Here is a 15,864-nt window from a genome sequence, read left to right on the forward strand (position 1 = left end):
GAGTCTTCACATGAATGCACCGCGCCGGGTCGCCATCATCGGCGGCAACCGCATCCCCTTCGCCCGCGCCAACGGCGCCTACGCCAAGGCCAGCAACCAGGCCATGCTCACGGCGGCGCTGGAAGGCCTGATCGAGCGCTTCGGCCTGCACGGCCTGCGCATGGGCGAGGTAGCCGCAGGGGCGGTGCTGAAGCTGTCGCGCGATTTCAACCTGACCCGCGAATGCGTGCTGGGCTCGCGCCTGTCGCCGCAAACGCCAGCCTATGACGTCAGCCAGGCCTGCGGCACGGGGCTGGAAGCGGCGCTATTGGTGGCCAACAAGATCGCCCTGGGGCAGATTGAATGCGGCATCGCCGGCGGCGTCGACACCGCCTCCGATGCGCCCATTGCGGTCAGCGAAGGCATGCGCCAGATCCTCTTGCAGGCCAACCGCGCCAAGGGCACGGGGGCCAAGGTCCGCGCGCTATTGCAGCTGCGCCCGCATCATTTCAAGCCGGAACTGCCGCGCAACGGCGAGCCGCGCACCGGGCTGTCCATGGGCGAGCACTGCGAGCTGATGGCGCAGACCTGGCAGATTCCGCGCGAAGCCCAGGACCTGCTGGCGCTGCACAGCCACCAGAACATGGCCCGCGCCTACAGCGACGGCTGGCACGACGACCTGGTGACGCCGTTCCTGGGCCTGACCCGCGACAATAACCTGCGCCCCGACCTGACCCTGGAAAAGCTCGCCGCCTTGAAGCCGGTGTTCGAACGCAGCGCCAAGGGCACGCTGACCGCGGGCAACGCGACGCCGCTTACCGATGGCGCCTCGGTGGTGCTGCTGGGCAGCGAAGACTGGGCGCGGGAGCGCGGCTTGCCGGTGCTGGCGTACCTGCGCGACGGCGAGACCGCTGCGGTGGATTTCGTCAAGGGCGCGGAGGGCTTGCTGATGGCCCCGGCCTACGCCGTACCGCGGCTGCTGGCACGCAACGGCCTGAGCCTGCAGGACTTTGACTACTACGAAATTCACGAAGCCTTCGCCGCCCAGGTGCTGTGCACCCTCAAGGCCTGGGAAGACCCGGACTATTGCCACACGCGCCTGGGCCTGGACGCGCCGCTGGGCGCCATCGACCGCAGCAAGCTGAACGTCAAGGGTAGCTCGCTGGCAGCCGGCCACCCGTTCGCCGCCACCGGCGGGCGCATTGTCGCCAATTTGGCGAAGTTGCTGGCCCAGGCCGGCAGCGGCCGCGGGCTGATTTCCATCTGCGCCGCCGGCGGCCAGGGGGTGACCGCGATTATCGAGCGCTGACTGGGGCCTGGGCGTCGATCTCGGCCAGGGTCCGCGCCTTGATGCGGTGCGAGTAGCTCTCGGCGATCACCGAGCAGACGATCAGCTGCAGCGGGTGGTAGATCATGATCGGCAGCAGGATCAGGCCCAGGCCCGGGTTGGCGCCGAAGATCAGCGCCGCCATGGGCGCGCCGGCGGCCAGGGATTTCTTAGTGGCGCAGAACACCGCCGCCACCTCGTCAGCGTGGTTGAAATGCAGGGCCTTGGCGCTGCGGGTGGTGAGCACCAGAATCACCGCCAGCAGGATCGCGGTGCCGACGAACGCTGTCACCAGCACGCTGTCACCCTGTTGCTGCCACATGCCCGAGACCATGGAGTTACAGAACGCGGCGTACACCAGCAGCAGAATCACCAGTTTGTCGATGACGTTGGTGTATTTCTTGTAGCGCGCGAAGAACTTGCCCAGCAGCGGGCGCATCAACTGGCCCAGCACCAGCGGCAGCAACAGCATGGCGCACAGGTCGAGCAGGGTCTTGCCCAGGTCGATGCCGCCGCTGCCGGTGCCCACCACCAGGCTCACCAGCCACGGCGTGATGAAAATGCCCAGCACGCTGGACAGGCTGGCGTTGAGGATGGCCGCCGGCACGTTGCCCGAGGCGCTGCCGGTGAGCGCCACCGACGAGGAAATGGTCGAGGGCAGGGCGCACAGGTAGAAGAAGCCCAGCATCAGCGTCGGCGACACGAAGTGGCCAAACAGCTTGTCACACACCAGCCAGATGAGCGGGAACACCACGAACGTGAACACCTGCACCATGATGTGCAGCCGGGTGTTTTTCAGCCCGTGGCGGATCTGCTCGCCCGACAGGTTGATGCCGTGCATGAAGAACACGATGAACACACCGGCGTTGATCACGTATTCCGCATGCATCGAACCGCCACTGGCGCCGAAGCGTGGGAAGAAGTAGGCCAGCAGCGTGGCCAGGAACATGCCGAGCAGAAACCAGTCGGTCACTACGCGTTTAAGGTGTTTGAGCGCTTGCATAACAGGATCCTGCGGACGGATTTGTAATCATTGGTCGCAAAGATTACCGTGAGCAATCTTCTGCCGTCTTGCGACACAAGGCCAATCGATGCCGACTAACGGACAAACCGGCCTGCCCCGCCGCATTCCCGAGCTGCTGGCACTGCCCCGGCCGCTCTATGCCAGGGCCGAGAGCCTGCACGCGGGGTCCTGGACCCCACGCCACCGCCACGACTGGGTGCAGTTTTCCTACGCCATCAGTGGCGTGCTGGGCGTGCACACCGCCGAGGGCAGCTTCTTCGCCCCGCCCCAGTGGGGCGTGTGGATTCCCGCCGGGCTGGAACACGAAGTGGTGACCTCCATGCGCGCTGAGATGCGCAGCCTGTACGTGCGCCGCGAGGACGCCCCTTGGGCCTCGCCGCGCTGCCGGGTGCTGGAGGTGACACCGCTGGCGCGCGAGCTGATCAAGGGCTTCTGCCAGCTGCCGGTGGACTACCCCGAGGGCGACACCGCCGAAGCGCGCCTGGCCCAGGTGCTGCTGGACCAGTTGGCCAGCCTGCCTGAAGTGGGCTTCTCGCTGCCGTTGCCGCGCCACCCGCGCCTGTTGGGGCTGTGCAACGAGCTGATCGAGAACCCCGAACAGGCCGTCACCCTCAGCGACTGGGCCAGCCGCCTGGGCACCTCGGAGAAAACCCTGATGCGCCTGTTCCAGCGCGAGACCGGCCTGAGCTTTCGCGGCTGGCGCCAGCGCATGCGCCTGCTGTCGTCGCTGGACAGCCTGGAGCAGGGGTACAGCGTGACCACTGCGGCGCTGTCCTGTGGCTACGACTCCACGTCGGCGTTCATTGCCGCGTTCAAGAGCCTGTTCGGCATCACTCCGGGCGAGCTGTTCAGGTAGCCGCGGCTGTTTTCCCACGCCGTGGTTGTAGGACCCAGGCTTGAACGTCAGACCTTTCCCGCGCCGCACGTCGGCCCTGTCCTAAATGCAGATGCTGCAGACCTCCGTAGTTTGTCTTGGCCAACGGCAATCACAACTAAGGAAGGTTGAACATGAGCACGTATTTTTCCCTCGCGATACTGGCGGCCGGTGCAGCAGCGTTGAGCCAGGCGGCGCAAGCCGCCCCGCCAGCCTTCTTCTGGGGCGAACACGCCATCCTCGCCGCTGCCAGCGCCGACACCCAGGCCTGGTACGGTGAACTGTCGGGCGTTCGCGGGCGTTTCGATGAACTGCGCAACCAGGGCGGGCAGGAAGGCCTGTGGGTGCGCACCCTCAACAGCAAGGCGCGTTATTCGCCCACCAGTGACGCCGACTACACCCAGCGCCAGGGCGGCTTCACCCTGGGCATCGACGCCAGCCTCAGCGATGAGGCGCGGGTGGGGCTGATGGGCGGCTACAGCCGTTCGGTGCTGAGCATCAAAGGCCCCGACAGTGCCTACCTGTCCAGCTACTACCTGGGCGTCTACGGCACCTGGATGAACGAGCAGGGCTACTACGTCGACGGGCTGGTGAAGGCCAACCAGCTGCGCAACGACTTGAAATCCAGCCATGGCGAGTACCGTATCAAGGGTCAGTATCGTAACCTGGCGCTGGGCACTTCGGTGGAGGCGGGCAAAGTCATCACGCTGGATGAGGGGTGGTACGTCAAGCCATTCGGGCAGATGGCGGCAGTTGCCGTGCAGGGCAAGGACTACGAGCTGAACTACGGCCTGGATGCCCACGCCGAGAACAGCCACTCCATGCAGGGCAAGGCCGGCCTGCAGGTAGGCCGCAAGCTTGAAACCACGCGGGGCGGCGCCATGCAGCCGTATGCACGGGTGGCGTATGCGCGGGAGTTTGCCGATACCAATGAAGTGTTCGTGGCCGGTGATCGTTACCGCAACGACCTGGCCGGTGGGCGCTATGAGTACGGCGTTGGCCTGGCCGCCCAGGTGTCACAGCGGGTGCAGCTCAACGCCGATGTCGAATACGCCAGTGGCAAGCGCGTCGAGCAGCCCTACGGGCTGAACGTGGGCATGCGCTACGCGTTCTGAGTCTGTGACGCGGCCTGCGGCCGCTGCTACGAACCGCGTAGCAGCGGCCGAAGGCCGCCTCTTTACGTCCTGAACCGGCGCACCAGCGCATCCAGCTCGTTAGACAGCCCCGCCAGGCTTTGGGAATCGCTACGCGCGGTGTTGGCCAGCTCGGCCACCAACTGCGCATCCCCGTGAATCTGGCTAATGTGCCGGTTGATGTCCTCGGCTACCTGGTGCTGTTCCTCGGCCGCCGTGGCGATCTGGGTGTTCATGTCGCGAATCACGTCCACCGACTCGCGAATCTGCCCAAAGCTGGCGCGCGCCTGGCCGATGCGTTCCACCGACTGTTGCGACACTTCCAGGCTGGCGTGCATCTGCTGCGCCACCTGGCTGGTGCGCTGGGCCAGGTTGCCCAGCAGACCGTCGATTTCGGCAGTGGAGTCGGCGGTGCGCTTGGCCAGCGCTCGCACTTCATCAGCCACCACGGCAAAGCCGCGGCCCTGCTCGCCGGCACGGGCGGCCTCGATGGCGGCGTTCAGCGCCAGCAGGTTGGTCTGTTCGGCAATGGAGCGGATGGTGCCAAGAATCGATTGGATGTCGTTGCTGTCGCGTTCCAGCTGGGCAATGGACTGCGCCGACTGCTCGATCTCGTGGCTCAGGCGGTCGACGCTGTTCACCGCCGCGTCGATCTGCTGCTGGCCTTCACGGGCCTGGCGCTGGCCGCTGTCGGCGGAGTCGGCGGCCTGGCTGCACGAACGCGCGACCTCGTTGGCGGTAGCGACCATTTCGTGGAAGGCGGTGGAGACCATGTCCACGGCCTCGCGCTGGCGCCCGGCAGCGTCGGCCATGTTCGCCGACACCTGGGTGGAGCTGCTGGAGCTGGCGAGGATTTTCGTCGCCGCGCCGCCGATGCTCTGGATCAGGCTGCGTATGGCGCCCAGGAACTGGTTGAACCAGTTGGCCAGTTGCGCGGTTTCGTCGCTGCCGCGCACGGCCAGGTTCTGGGTCAGGTCACCCTCGCCCTGGGCAATGCCTTCCAGGCCGCTGGCCACGCTGCGGATCGGCCGCACGATCAGGGTGGCGAAGCTGGCGCCCACCACGGCGAAGATCAGCGCCAGCACGGCGGCGATGCCGCCGATCAGCCAGGCCAGCTGGGTGGCGCCGCTCATTACCTCGCTCTGCTTGATCAGGCCAACGAAGGTCCACCCCAGCTGTTCCGATGGCCAGACGTTGGCCATGTAGCGTTCGCCGTTGATCTGTACTTCCACAAGGCCAGGGCCGGCCTTGGCCAGCTCGGCGTAGCCCTCACCCAGGCTGCCCAGCGCCTTGAAGTTGTGTTCCGGCTGCTTGGGGTCGACCAGCACCGTGCCGTCGCGCTCCATCAGCATCAGGTAGCCGCTTTCGCCCAGCTTGATCTGCTTGACGATTTCGGTCAGGCCCTTGAGCGAGACGTCGATGTTGACCACGCCGCCCTGGCTGCCCAGCTGGTTGGCCACGGCGCGCACGGTGCTGACCAGCACGGCGTCGTCGCCGGCCCAGTAATAGGCCGAGGTGCGCAGGGTCTTGCCGGGATTGGCCATGGCGGTCTTGTACCAGGGGCGCTGGCGCGGGTCGTAGTTGGCCATTTTCGGGTCGCCCGGCCAGAACGCATAGCCACCGGCGCTGGTACCGTAGGACACGTAGGAATAGTTGGGGTGGGTGGCGGCCAGGCTGGCGAAGAAGTCGAACAGTTGCTTGTCCTGCTCGCCCATGGGGATGTTCGGTGCGTCGGCGCCCTGGTAGCTCTTGAGGTTGGCGTCGGCGGCTTTTACCAGCGGGTGGTTGGCCAGGAAATCGACGTTCTGGCTGATGCCTTCGAAGAACAGCTGCATGGCGTTGGCCACCTGGCGGATCTCGCGGCTGCTGCCGTCGACGAAGTTGGACCTGGCATCGCTGCGCAGATTCAAGATGACCAGGGTGGCGACCAGGACAATGGGCAGACACGCGATCACCGCGAAGGCCCAGGTCAGTTTCTGTTTGATGTTCATCCGTGCTCCAGAATCTTTTTTATATAAAAAGGGGCAGTTCATCGAAAACAAAACGTGCGCGGCAGGCGTTGGTTTTTTTGGAGCCTGCATCGAGCATTGTCGGCTGGTATACCAAAATGTTGAGGTGAATTTTCAGCCATGCTGGGGTCAAACGCTTCAGCTGATAGCGGTGCCGGCAATGCCTGGCATTACCTTTGCTCCGGAAAAGTCGGCATTGTGCCGCCACTATGAGAGGATGGCCGCCGAACCATTGCATTCCCGCGTGTTTGGTTACAAAGGACCCACAATAAAAGCTGATGAAGACTCCAAAACGCATTGAACCCCTGATCGAAGACGGTCTGGTCGACGAGGTGCTGCGCCCACTGATGAGTGGTAAAGAAGCGGCGGTCTATGTGGTGCGCTGTGGCAAGGAACTGCGCTGCGCCAAGGTCTACAAGGAGGCGAACAAACGAAGTTTTCGTCAGGCGGCCGAGTATCAAGAAGGCCGCAAGGTGCGTAACAGCCGCCAGGCCCGGGCCATGGCGAAGGGGTCGAAGTTCGGCCGCAAGGAAGCCGAGGAGGCCTGGCAGAACGCCGAGGTGGCCGCCTTGTTCCGCCTGGCCAACGCCGGGGTGCGGGTGCCCAAGCCGTTCGATTTCCTCGAAGGCGTGCTGCTGATGGAGCTGGTGGCCGACGAGTACGGCGACGCGGCGCCACGGTTGAACGACGTGGAACTGGACGCCGAACAGGCGCGCGAATACCACGAGTTCCTGATTCGCCAGATCGTGCTGATGCTCTGCACCGGCCTGGTGCACGGTGACCTCTCGGAGTTCAACGTGTTGCTGGGCCCGGACGGCCCGGTGATCATCGACCTGCCCCAGGCGGTGGATGCAGCGGGCAACAACCACGCCTTCAGCATGCTGGAACGCGACGTGGGCAACATGGCCAGCTACTTCGGCCGCTTTGCCCCGGAACTGCGCGACACCCGCTACGCGCGGGAAATGTGGGCGCTGTACGAGGAAGGCAAGCTGCACCCGGCCAGCGTGCTGACCGGCCAGTTTGCCGACGACGACAGCGTGGCCGACGTCAACAGCGTGATGCGTGAGATCGAAGCGGCGCGGCTGGACGAAGCCCGTCGCCAGGCGGCCCGCAGCGCCGACGACGCGCCACCGTCCAAGGCCGAGGAACCGCCACCGCCCTGGTTGCAGTAAAGGTCACCCCTTCAACTGCAGCAGCCGCCCGACGCCAGGTCCGCCAGGATCGGGCAGTCCGGGCGGTCGTTGCCCTGGCAGTGCGACGCCAGGTTCTGCAAAGTGTCGCGCAGCCCGGTCAGTTCGGCGATGCGCCGGTTCAGGTCGTCGATGTGCCTATGGGCCAGCGCCTTGACGTCGGCGCTGGCGCGGCCGCGGTCCTGCCACAGGGTCAGCAACTGCGCCACTTCCTCCAGCGAAAACCCCAGGTCCCTCGAGCGCTTGATGAACGCCAGCGTGTGCAGGTCATCGTCCTGGTACAAGCGGTAGCCGCTGTCGGTGCGCAATGCCGGCTTGAGCAGGCCGATGGCCTCGTAGTAGCGGATCATCTTGGCGCTCAGCCCGCTGTGGCGGGCCGCCTGGCCGATGTTCATGTTCATGCTTTCATTCCTTGTCATCCAGCCCGCCGGGGCGCCAGGTTTTCAGCAGCAGCGCGTTGCTGACCACGCTGACGCTGGACAGCGCCATGGCCGCGCCGGCCAGCACCGGGTTGAGCAGGCCAAAGGCGGCCAGCGGTATGCCGATCAGGTTATACACAAACGCCCAGAACAGGTTCTGGCGGATTTTCGCGTAGGTCTTGCGGCTGATCTCCAGCGCTGCCGGTACCAGCCGTGGGTCGCCACGCATAAGGGTAATGCCCGCGGCCTGCATGGCCACGTCAGTGCCGCCGCCCATGGCGATGCCGACGTCGGCTGCGGCCAGCGCGGGGGCGTCGTTGATGCCGTCGCCGACCATGGCCACCACGCCGTCGGCTTTGAGCTGCGTCACCCTGAAGGCCTTGTCGGCGGGCAGCACCTGGGCGTGCACATCGTCGATGCCCAGCGCCTGGGCCACGACTCGCGCGCTGCCCTGGTTGTCGCCGGTCAACAGGTGGCTGCTGATGTGCCGTGCGTGCAACTGGGCCACGGCCTCGCGCGCGCCGGGTTTCAGGCTGTCACCGAAGGCCAGCAGGCCCAGCACCTGCGGGGTATCGCCCAACGCCACCAGCCAGCTCAGCGTGCGGCCTTCGTCTTCCCAGGCCTGGGCGGGCAGGCCGTCGCTGTTCAGGCCTGCCTCCTCCAGCAGGCGCCGGTTGCCCAACGCCAGGTGCCGGCCCTGCACCGTGCCGCTGACGCCGCGGCCGGCCAGGGCCTGGCTGTCGGCAGGCGTTTGCACGGCCAGCTGGCGCTCGGCGCAGGCCTGCAGCACGGCTTTGGCCAGCGGGTGTTCGCTGCCGCGCTGCAGGCTGCCCGCCCACTGCAGCAGTGTGGCTTCGGCAATGCCCAGCGCCTGCCAGTGCACCAGCGTCGGGGCGCCGGAAGTGAGAGTGCCGGTCTTGTCGAACACCACGCGGGTCACTGCCTGGGCGCGTTCCAGGGCTTCGGCGTCCTTGATCAGGATGCCGTGGCGGGCGGCCACGCCGGTGCCGGCCATGATTGCCGCCGGAGTGGCCAGGCCCAGGGCGCAGGGGCAGGCAATGACCAGCACGGCCACGGCGTTGATGATCGCGGTTTCCAGTGGCGCACCGTGCAGCCACCAGCCGGCCAGGGTCAGCAGCGCCAGCACCAGCACGGCGGGCACGAACACCTGGCTGACGCGGTCCACCAGCTTCTGGATCGGCGCCTTGGCGGCCTGGGCGTCTTCCACCAGGCGAATGATCTGTGCCAGCACGCCTTCGCCGCCCAGGGCCGTGGCCTGCACCAGCAGGCGACCTTCGCCATTGATGGCGCCGCCGATCACCGCATCGCCGGCCTGCTTGGGCACCGGCAGGCTCTCGCCGCTGATCAGCGATTCGTCGGCGTGGCTGCGGCCTTCCAGCACCTGGCCGTCGACTGCGAAGCGCTCGCCGGGGCGCACCACTAGTTGGTCACCCAGGCGCAACTGGGCGATGGCCACTTCCTGCTCCACGCCGTCGCGCACGCGGGTGGCGCGCTCGGGGCGCAGCTGTTCCAGGGCGCGGATGGCGCTGGCGGTCTGGCGCTTGGCGCGGCTTTCCAGGTATTTGCCCAGCAGCACCAGGGCGATCACCACCGCCGAGGCTTCGAAATACAGGTGCGGCATGTGCCCCGCCGGGGTGTGCGCCCATTCGTACAGGCTCAGGCCGTAGCCGGCGCTGGTGCCCAGGGCCACCAGCAGGTCCATGTTGCCGGCGCGGGCGCGCACCGCCTTGAAGGCGGCGATGTAGAAACGGGCGCCGAGGATGAACTGCACCGGGGTTGCCAGCGCCCACTGCAGCCAGGCTGGCAGCATCCAGTCCAGGCCAAACGGCTGGGCCAGCATGGGCGCTACCAGTGGCAGGGCCAGCAGCAGGGCGGCGATGAGCGCAAGACGTTCGCGCAGCAACGCCTTGGCCGGGTCCACGGGCGGTGCGTCGGGCAGGCTGGCGCTGTAGCCGGCCTTGGCCACGGCGGCAACCAGCATGGCCGGGTCCATGGCCGTCACCAGCTCGACGTGGGCCCGCTCGCTGGCCAGGTTGACGCTGGCCAGCTTCACACCGTCCACTTTATTCAGGGCGCGTTCCACCCGGCCGGCACAACTGGCGCAGGTCATGCCACTGATGGGCAGTTCGAGGGTAAGGGCGTTGGACATGGGAAGTCCTCCTTGGCAGAGGACCCTAGAATCAACCTTGCCACCTTGGCAAGGTCAAGCGTCAGGCAACCTCAGTACTGGTCCTCGGGCGCAGGCTTGAGGTACAGGCCGTTCGGCCCGTTGGCGATGCGGTACTTCTGCACCGCGCCGGCGTGCAGCTCGATGGCGGTGGCGTTGGGCGCCGGCAACCCCGGGGCACAACCGCCCACCTGGCCAGGCTCCTGCATCAGGCGCACCACCACTTTGCCCGGCGGCAGGTTGAACGATACTTCCTGCTCCTGGAACAAGCGGCCGACCTTGTTATCACCGATGTAGATGCTCAGTTCGCACGGCGTGCCGACCTCCAGGCGTTCACGGGACACGATCAGGACGCTGTAGTCCTGGATGCTCTCGGCGTAGGCGCCGAGCGACAGGGTCAACAGACCCAGGGCGCCCAGAAGGCGGAAAACGGACCTGCGCATGGCGCACTTCTCCTGCGGTAGAAATCTTCGATGCCCAAGCTTGGCGGACGCGCCCGTTAATTTCCACCCCGGCAGGCAACGCCAGAACTTGACCTTGTCATGATGGCAAGGTTGAAGCTATACCTTCATCACCTTCAGGAGGCATCACCATGCAAGAGTTCAACGTTCAAGGCATGACCTGTGGCCATTGCGTGCGCGCCGTCACCCAGGCGGTGCAAGCCCTGGACCCGGCCGCCGTGGTCGAGGTCGACCTGGCCAACGCCAAGGTGCGGGTGGAAAGCCAGCAACCGCAAGCAGCCATCGTCGAGGCGATCAAGGAAGAAGGCTACACCGTGGCTTGAGTGACATAGCGTCGCGGTTTTGGCCCCACGGGATCCAGAGCGGTTAAACTGTACCGTTGCCCTGTTCGCAGCACCCACACTGGATCCTTGATGAACCTCAGAACCATCCTCATTCTCGGCGCGCTCAGCGCTTTCGGGCCGCTGGCCATCGATTTCTACCTGCCGGGCTTCCCGGCCATGGCCCAGGCCTTCGGCACCGACGAGCAGCACATCCAGCTGACCCTGGCGGTGTATTTCCTCGGCCTGTCCATCGGCCAACTGGCCTACGGGCCGATTGCCGACCGCTTCGGCCGCCGCGTGCCGCTGTTGGTGGGCGTGACCCTGTTCACCCTGTCGTCCCTGGCCTGCGCGTTTGCGCCGAGCCTTGAGTGGCTGATTGCCGCGCGTTTCATCCAGGCCTTGGGCGGTTGCGCGGGGATGGTGCTGTCGCGGGCGATCGTCAGCGACAAGTGCGATGCGGTGGGGTCGGCCAAGGTGTTCTCGCAGCTGATGCTGGTGATGGGCCTGGCGCCTATCCTGGCGCCGATGCTCGGCGGGTTGCTGGTGAACACCCTGGGCTGGAAGTGGATCTTCCTGCTGCTGACCGCGTTCAGCGCCCTGGCCGGGCTCTCGGTGGCCCTGGGCCTGCCGGAAAGCATGCCCGCACACCACCCGCGCCAGCCGCTAAGCGGCGCCCTGGGCCGATATTTCGGCCTGCTGAAGGACCCGCAGTTCCTGGGCAACGCCCTGACCGGCGGCGTCGCCATGGCGGGCATGTTCGCCTACGTGGCGGGGTCGCCGTTCGTGTTCATCAAGCTCTATGGCGTGCCGGCGGAGCACTACGGCTGGCTGTTCGGCAGCAACGCCGCCGGCTTCATCCTGGTGGCCCAGGTGAACGCCCGCCTGCTGGCCAAGCGCGGCCCGGCGCACATGCTGTCGCGGGCGGTGTGGGTCTACCTGGCTGCGGCGCTGAGCCTGCTGGCCGTGAGCGCGCTGCACACCACGCAACTGTGGCCGCTGCTGATCCCGCTGTTCATCTGCATCGCCAGCCTGGGCTGCATCATTCCCAACGCCTCGGCCTGTGCCATGAACGGCCAGGGCGCGCGCGCCGGCAGTGCCTCGGCGCTGCTGGGCTGCCTGCAGTTCAGCGTGGCGGCAGGTTCCGCCTCATTGGTGGGCGCGCTGTATGACGGCAGCGCCATTCCCATGGCCCTGGTGATCAGCGGTTGTGGCCTGCTGGCCGTGATGTTGGCGCTGGTGACCCAGTGGCTGCGGCGCTCGCGCCCCGCTCACTGAGCAACGCGTTGTTGGCGATAAGGCAGCCGGTGGGGGGCTGCCAGCCGGGATTCCAGGGTGTCGATGAACGCCCGGGCCTCGGCCTCGGTACGAAAGGTCACTACATGTTGATCAAGGCGTACCTGCCATTGGCTACCGTGTTCCCTTGCCAGTTCAGTAAGCACTATCTTCATGGCTGAATGCCTCCGCAGGGTCAGAGGCCTCAAGTGTAGCGCTGCCCACGCGGCGCGGATTGATTCAGCGCAACCTTTGGACTGACGGTCGTGGGAGCTGGCTTGCCAGCGAGTTGTTCTTCAAAAGCTCGCTGGCAAGCCAGCTCCCACAGGCATTACCTCAAAAGCCTTCCAGCACGATCTTGCCACGCGCCTTGCCGCTCTCCAGCAGGGCATGGGCGCGTTGCAGGTTCGCCGCGTCGATGCGGCCGAAATGCTCGCCCACGGTGGTGCGCAAGGTGCCGGCGTCGATCAGTTCGGCCACGCGGTTGAGCAGGTGGTGCTGCTCGATCATGTCCGGCGTCTCGTACAGCGAACGGGTGTACATGAACTCCCAGTGCAGCGACAGGCTCTTGCGCTTGAGCAGGCCCACGTCCAGCGCCTTGGGGTCATCGATCAGCGCCAGGCGGCCTTGTGGCGCCAGGGCCTCCACCAGTTCGGCCAGGTGCTGGTCGGTCTGGGTCAGGCTGGCCACGTGGGTGACCGGGCCCAGGCCCAGGCGCTTGAGCTCGGCGCTCAGCGGCTGGCTGTGGTCCAGCACGTGGTCGGCGCCCAGCTCGCGCACCCAGGCCTGGGTTTCAGGGCGCGAGGCGCTGGCGATCACCGTCAGGCCGGTCAGTTGGCTGGCCAACTGCGTCAGGATCGAGCCCACGCCACCGGCGGCGCCGACGATCAGCAGGCTCTGCCCGGCGTCCACATGCCCCGGCTGCACCTGCAGGCGCTCGAACAGCAGCTCCCAGGCGGTGATGGCGGTCAACGGCAGCGCCGCGGCCTCGGCGAAACCGAGGCTGGCCGGCATGCGCCCGACGATGCGCTCATCCACGGTGTGCAACTCACTGTTGCCGCCGGCGCGGGCGATGGAGCCGGCGTAGTAGACGCGGTCGCCGGGCTTGAACAGGCTGACGTCGGTACCGACCGCCTGTACCACGCCGGCCACGTCCCAGCCCAGCACCTTTGGGTTGCCGCCTTCGGGCGGCATGTTCAGGCGCACCTTGGTGTCCACCGGGTTCACCGAGATGGCCTTGACCTCTACCAGCAGGTCGCGCGGGCCGGGCTGCGGCGCGGGAAGTTCGATGTCTTGCAGCGATTGCGGGTCGGTGATGGGCAGCGAGGCGTAGTAGGCGATGGCTTTCATGGTAGCTCTCCAGAAATGTGTGCCCATGATTAGCTATTTCCAAGCGGGGTAAAACCGGCTAAAAGCACAGGCTCTTTCAATATTTTGTTGATAATGGCCATGCTCCGTTTCGATGACCTGCAACTGTTTGTCCGCGCCGCCGACCTCGGCAGCCTGTCCGCCGCTGCGCGGGTCATGGACCTGTCGCCCGCCGTGGCCAGCGCGGCGCTGAAACGCATCGAAGCGCAACTGGGCGCACGCTTGCTGGCGCGCTCCACGCGCAGCCTGCGCCTTACCGCCGAGGGCGAGCATTTCCTGGAGTATGCGCGGGCGGCGCTGGGCAGCCTCGAGGAAGGGCGCCAGGCCCTGGCGCGCAGCCAGGAGCAGGTCAGCGGTGTGATCCAGTTGTCGGCACCCTCGGACTTCGGCCGCAACGTGCTGCTGCCCTGGCTGGACGACCTGCAGCGCGAGCACCCGGGGTTGTCGGTGCGGCTGCTGCTGGGCGACCGCATCGCCGATCTGTTCCGCCAGCCCGTGGACCTGGCCCTGCGCTACGGCGAACCGGAAGACTCCAGCCTGGTGGCGTTGCCCATCAGCCCCGACAACCGCCGCGTGCTGTGCGCGTCCCCCGGCTACGTGGCGGCCCACGGCCAGCCGCTTCAGGTGGAGCAACTGGCACAGCATAATTGCCTGCTGTTCATGCTGGGGGGGCGCGTGCATGACCACTGGCGCTTCAGCGACGGCAAGCGCGAGCTGGCCCTGACCGTGACCGGCGATCGCTTCAGCGACGACGCCGACGTGGTGCGCCGCTGGGCACTGGCGGGCGTTGGCATTGCCTACAAGTCCTGGCTGGACGTGGCGGCGGACGTGCTGGCAGGCCGCCTGTTGGTGCTGATGCCACACCTGATGGGTGAGCGCACGCCATTGAACCTGCTGTGCGGGCACCGGGCGCAATTGAGCAAGTCGGTCAACTTGTTGCGCGATACCTTGCGAAAAGGATGTACCGGACTGTCCAGAAGTTATCCGCGGGCGTAGTTAAAGTAGACTTCTGTTGCCAGTTTTTTGCACTCGTGCTGTAGGTATTTACTACCGGGTAATAAAACAAGTGTGCTGCTTGTACCCGAGGAAAGCGTTGCCATTACTCACCTGTGAATCAACGGGCGCAAGTTCCGACGGGTTTATTTCCGGATGCAATATTGTTCTGGTCTGCCTACACAGCGCACCCGCCGAAGGCGTTTCGTGTCTTATACCTAGTTGTACAAATTCGTACGATTATAATAACTGGGCAGCCATTGCCACCGAGAGAGGACAGCCTTGGAGCAAAGTGCCTCGTTCATTTGAGCGGCAGCCTTTTTTGTGAATAACTTGCTCACATAATAGTCTGGAGTTTACCGGCTTTTGGCACTTGTAACCTCTTTCGTTGGAGCTGTTTCAGTGATCGCTGACCTCAGCGGTCAAATAGACGAATGTTTCGACAGGGAGTTATTACATGGAACTTGCACCGAGCATCAGCCAAATCGCCATGCTATTGGCCGACCCCAAGCGCAGCGCCATGATCTGGGCATTGATCGACGGTTCTGCGCGCGGGTCCGAAGAACTGGCCAGGCTCGCGGGGCTGACCCCTTCCTCGGCCAGCGCCCACCTGGCCCGCCTGGCCGCCGGCGGCTTGCTGAAACTGGAGGCACGCGGGCGCAAGCGCTTTTTCCGCCTGGCAACCCCGCAGGTCGGCACCGCCGTGGAAGCGCTGGCCAGCGTCTGGGCGGGGCGCACGGATATACCGACCGGGCTGGCGCTGGAAAGTCTGCCACCGACGCCGCCATCCATGCGCCGGGCGCGCCTGTGCCATGACCACCTGGGGGGCGAACTGGCCGCCGAACTGCTGCAGCGGTTGCTCGAGGCCGCCTGGCTGGAACAGCATGATCGTCGCCTGGAAGTCACGCAGAAGGGGATAGAGCAATTGGCTGCTCAGGGCATCTATCTGCAGGCATTGGCGCGCCAGCAGGACCATGCCGTGTGCACTTGCTGCGACTGGAGCAACAGTAGACCGCACCTGGGTGGCGCGTTGGGCGCCAGCCTGCTCAGGCTGTTCCTGCAATCGGGGTGGCTGCGCATCAGTGACGAGACCCGGGTGCTGCAGGTGACCCAGGCGGGCGTGCGCGAGATCGGCAAGATAGCCTGTGAGGCGGCATTGCCCGACGTGATTTAGCTCACTTTCCGCCACGGCGCCCGCAGCCCAGAGCTGTCGGCGTCGTTCACAGCAACGGCAGGGGTCGCTGTCAGGCATCGCCAGGTATGGCGATCACGCACACTCGGTGCAAGCCTACAGCATCGAGGAG

16 protein-coding genes and 1 pseudogene are annotated in these 15,864 nt (G+C 65.8%); 9 read left to right on the plus strand and 8 right to left on the minus strand.

Annotation, left to right across the window (positions count from 1 at the left end; all coding sequences use genetic code 11):
* Positions 1-10 precede the first annotated feature (10 nt).
* Positions 11-1,288 (plus strand): acetyl-CoA C-acetyltransferase, encoded by a 1,278-nt coding sequence (locus RAM80_RS20480; protein ID WP_416422265.1) that lies wholly within the window; start codon positions 11-13, stop codon positions 1,286-1,288.
* Here RAM80_RS20480 and RAM80_RS20485 read toward each other — a convergent pair.
* The gene (locus tag RAM80_RS20485) at positions 1,275-2,309 is read right to left on the minus strand and encodes a bile acid:sodium symporter family protein (RefSeq protein ID WP_416422266.1); all 1,035 of its coding nucleotides are present in this window, start codon (positions 2,307-2,309) and stop codon (positions 1,275-1,277) included. The two genes, RAM80_RS20480 and RAM80_RS20485, sit on opposite strands and share 14 nt — an antisense overlap.
* Before the next feature lie 88 nt (positions 2,310-2,397).
* On the opposite strand from RAM80_RS20485, the gene RAM80_RS20490 reads away from it, so the two are divergent.
* Together RAM80_RS20490 and RAM80_RS20495 are read left to right on the plus strand one after the other, a co-directional pair.
* Positions 2,398-3,186: an AraC family transcriptional regulator gene (locus tag RAM80_RS20490; RefSeq protein WP_416422267.1), complete on the plus strand. Its 789-nt coding sequence runs from the start codon at positions 2,398-2,400 to the stop codon at positions 3,184-3,186.
* Positions 3,187-3,338: 152 nt separating this feature from the next.
* On the plus strand, positions 3,339-4,319 hold the full coding sequence (locus RAM80_RS20495) for an autotransporter outer membrane beta-barrel domain-containing protein (protein WP_416422268.1): 981 nt from the start codon (positions 3,339-3,341) through the stop codon (positions 4,317-4,319).
* Between the two features lie 62 nt (positions 4,320-4,381).
* Here RAM80_RS20495 and RAM80_RS20500 read toward each other — a convergent pair whose 3' ends face one another.
* Together RAM80_RS20500 and RAM80_RS20505 are read right to left on the minus strand one after the other, a co-directional pair.
* Entirely contained in the window at positions 4,382-5,149 is a 768-nt protein-coding gene (locus RAM80_RS20500) for a methyl-accepting chemotaxis protein (RefSeq protein ID WP_416427529.1), read from the minus strand.
* A 90-nt stretch (positions 5,150-5,239) separates the two neighbouring features.
* Positions 5,240-6,418, minus strand: a pseudogene (locus tag RAM80_RS20505) (cache domain-containing protein); the annotation flags it as partial.
* On the opposite strand from RAM80_RS20505, the gene RAM80_RS20510 reads away from it, so the two are divergent.
* Both RAM80_RS20510 and RAM80_RS20515 read left to right on the plus strand, forming a co-directional pair.
* Complete coding sequence (locus RAM80_RS20510; protein ID WP_416427611.1) at positions 6,321-6,647, plus strand: hypothetical protein; 327 nt, start codon at positions 6,321-6,323, stop codon at positions 6,645-6,647. The pseudogene RAM80_RS20505 and the gene RAM80_RS20510 overlap by 98 nt on opposite strands.
* The gene (locus tag RAM80_RS20515; RefSeq protein ID WP_416422269.1) at positions 6,625-7,518 is read left to right on the plus strand and encodes a PA4780 family RIO1-like protein kinase; all 894 of its coding nucleotides are present in this window, start codon (positions 6,625-6,627) and stop codon (positions 7,516-7,518) included. Before RAM80_RS20510 ends, RAM80_RS20515 begins: the two co-directional genes overlap by 23 nt.
* Before the next feature lie 11 nt (positions 7,519-7,529).
* On the opposite strand, the gene cueR is transcribed toward RAM80_RS20515, so the two are convergent.
* The 3 genes from cueR to RAM80_RS20530 form a co-directional block, all read right to left on the minus strand.
* Complete coding sequence (gene cueR, locus RAM80_RS20520) at positions 7,530-7,931, minus strand: Cu(I)-responsive transcriptional regulator (protein ID WP_416427530.1); 402 nt, start codon at positions 7,929-7,931, stop codon at positions 7,530-7,532.
* 10 nt (positions 7,932-7,941) lie between these two features.
* The gene (locus tag RAM80_RS20525) at positions 7,942-10,125 is read right to left on the minus strand and encodes a heavy metal translocating P-type ATPase (RefSeq protein ID WP_416422270.1); all 2,184 of its coding nucleotides are present in this window, start codon (positions 10,123-10,125) and stop codon (positions 7,942-7,944) included.
* A 71-nt stretch (positions 10,126-10,196) separates the two neighbouring features.
* On the minus strand, positions 10,197-10,586 hold the full coding sequence (locus tag RAM80_RS20530; protein WP_416422271.1) for a hypothetical protein: 390 nt from the start codon (positions 10,584-10,586) through the stop codon (positions 10,197-10,199).
* A gap of 149 nt (positions 10,587-10,735) precedes the next feature.
* Between RAM80_RS20530 and RAM80_RS20535 the strand changes: the two genes are divergently transcribed.
* On the plus strand, positions 10,736-10,927 hold the full coding sequence (locus tag RAM80_RS20535; RefSeq protein ID WP_416422272.1) for a heavy-metal-associated domain-containing protein: 192 nt from the start codon (positions 10,736-10,738) through the stop codon (positions 10,925-10,927).
* A 90-nt stretch (positions 10,928-11,017) separates the two neighbouring features.
* Positions 11,018-12,202: a multidrug effflux MFS transporter gene (locus RAM80_RS20540; protein ID WP_416422273.1), complete on the plus strand. Its 1,185-nt coding sequence runs from the start codon at positions 11,018-11,020 to the stop codon at positions 12,200-12,202.
* On the opposite strand, the gene RAM80_RS20545 is transcribed toward RAM80_RS20540, so the two are convergent.
* Both RAM80_RS20545 and RAM80_RS20550 read right to left on the minus strand, forming a co-directional pair.
* On the minus strand, positions 12,196-12,375 hold the full coding sequence (locus RAM80_RS20545) for a hypothetical protein (protein ID WP_416422274.1): 180 nt from the start codon (positions 12,373-12,375) through the stop codon (positions 12,196-12,198). The genes RAM80_RS20540 and RAM80_RS20545 overlap by 7 nt on opposite strands.
* Positions 12,376-12,535: 160 nt before the next feature.
* Positions 12,536-13,549, minus strand: coding sequence for a zinc-binding alcohol dehydrogenase family protein (locus tag RAM80_RS20550; RefSeq protein WP_416422275.1), 1,014 nt, complete (start codon positions 13,547-13,549; stop codon positions 12,536-12,538).
* Between the two features lie 99 nt (positions 13,550-13,648).
* Here RAM80_RS20550 and RAM80_RS20555 point away from each other — a divergent pair, with 99 nt between their 5' ends.
* Positions 13,649-14,563: a LysR family transcriptional regulator gene (locus RAM80_RS20555; protein ID WP_416422276.1), complete on the plus strand. Its 915-nt coding sequence runs from the start codon at positions 13,649-13,651 to the stop codon at positions 14,561-14,563.
* A 454-nt stretch (positions 14,564-15,017) separates the two neighbouring features.
* Entirely contained in the window at positions 15,018-15,734 is a 717-nt protein-coding gene (locus RAM80_RS20560; RefSeq protein ID WP_416422277.1) for an ArsR/SmtB family transcription factor, read from the plus strand.
* Positions 15,735-15,864: the final 130 nt, after the last annotated feature.

The sequence above is a fragment of the Pseudomonas sp. App30 genome (genome assembly GCF_047947025.1).
Taxonomy (GTDB): Bacteria; Pseudomonadota; Gammaproteobacteria; order Pseudomonadales; family Pseudomonadaceae; genus Aquipseudomonas.

Excerpts from the sequence above, each read along its gene's own strand:
- RAM80_RS20540 (WP_416422273.1), top strand. The coding sequence starts at position 11,018 with ATGAACCTCAGAACCATCCTCATTCTCGGCGCGCTCAGCGCTTTCGGG.
- RAM80_RS20500 (WP_416427529.1), bottom strand. The coding sequence starts at position 5,149 with ATGGCCGACGCTGCCGGGCGCCAGCGCGAGGCCGTGGACATGGTCTCC.
- RAM80_RS20480 (WP_416422265.1), top strand. The coding sequence starts at position 11 with ATGAATGCACCGCGCCGGGTCGCCATCATCGGCGGCAACCGCATCCCC.
- RAM80_RS20515 (WP_416422269.1), top strand. The coding sequence starts at position 6,625 with ATGAAGACTCCAAAACGCATTGAACCCCTGATCGAAGACGGTCTGGTC.
- RAM80_RS20490 (WP_416422267.1), top strand. The coding sequence starts at position 2,398 with ATGCCGACTAACGGACAAACCGGCCTGCCCCGCCGCATTCCCGAGCTG.
- RAM80_RS20535 (WP_416422272.1), top strand. The coding sequence starts at position 10,736 with ATGCAAGAGTTCAACGTTCAAGGCATGACCTGTGGCCATTGCGTGCGC.
- RAM80_RS20545 (WP_416422274.1), bottom strand. The coding sequence starts at position 12,375 with ATGAAGATAGTGCTTACTGAACTGGCAAGGGAACACGGTAGCCAATGG.
- RAM80_RS20495 (WP_416422268.1), top strand. The coding sequence starts at position 3,339 with ATGAGCACGTATTTTTCCCTCGCGATACTGGCGGCCGGTGCAGCAGCG.
- RAM80_RS20550 (WP_416422275.1), bottom strand. The coding sequence starts at position 13,549 with ATGAAAGCCATCGCCTACTACGCCTCGCTGCCCATCACCGACCCGCAA.
- cueR (WP_416427530.1), bottom strand. The coding sequence starts at position 7,931 with ATGAACATCGGCCAGGCGGCCCGCCACAGCGGGCTGAGCGCCAAGATG.
- RAM80_RS20530 (WP_416422271.1), bottom strand. The coding sequence starts at position 10,586 with ATGCGCAGGTCCGTTTTCCGCCTTCTGGGCGCCCTGGGTCTGTTGACC.
- RAM80_RS20560 (WP_416422277.1), top strand. The coding sequence starts at position 15,018 with ATGGAACTTGCACCGAGCATCAGCCAAATCGCCATGCTATTGGCCGAC.
- RAM80_RS20510 (WP_416427611.1), top strand. The coding sequence starts at position 6,321 with ATGTTCATCCGTGCTCCAGAATCTTTTTTATATAAAAAGGGGCAGTTC.
- RAM80_RS20485 (WP_416422266.1), bottom strand. The coding sequence starts at position 2,309 with ATGCAAGCGCTCAAACACCTTAAACGCGTAGTGACCGACTGGTTTCTG.
- RAM80_RS20555 (WP_416422276.1), top strand. The coding sequence starts at position 13,649 with ATGCTCCGTTTCGATGACCTGCAACTGTTTGTCCGCGCCGCCGACCTC.
- RAM80_RS20525 (WP_416422270.1), bottom strand. The coding sequence starts at position 10,125 with ATGTCCAACGCCCTTACCCTCGAACTGCCCATCAGTGGCATGACCTGC.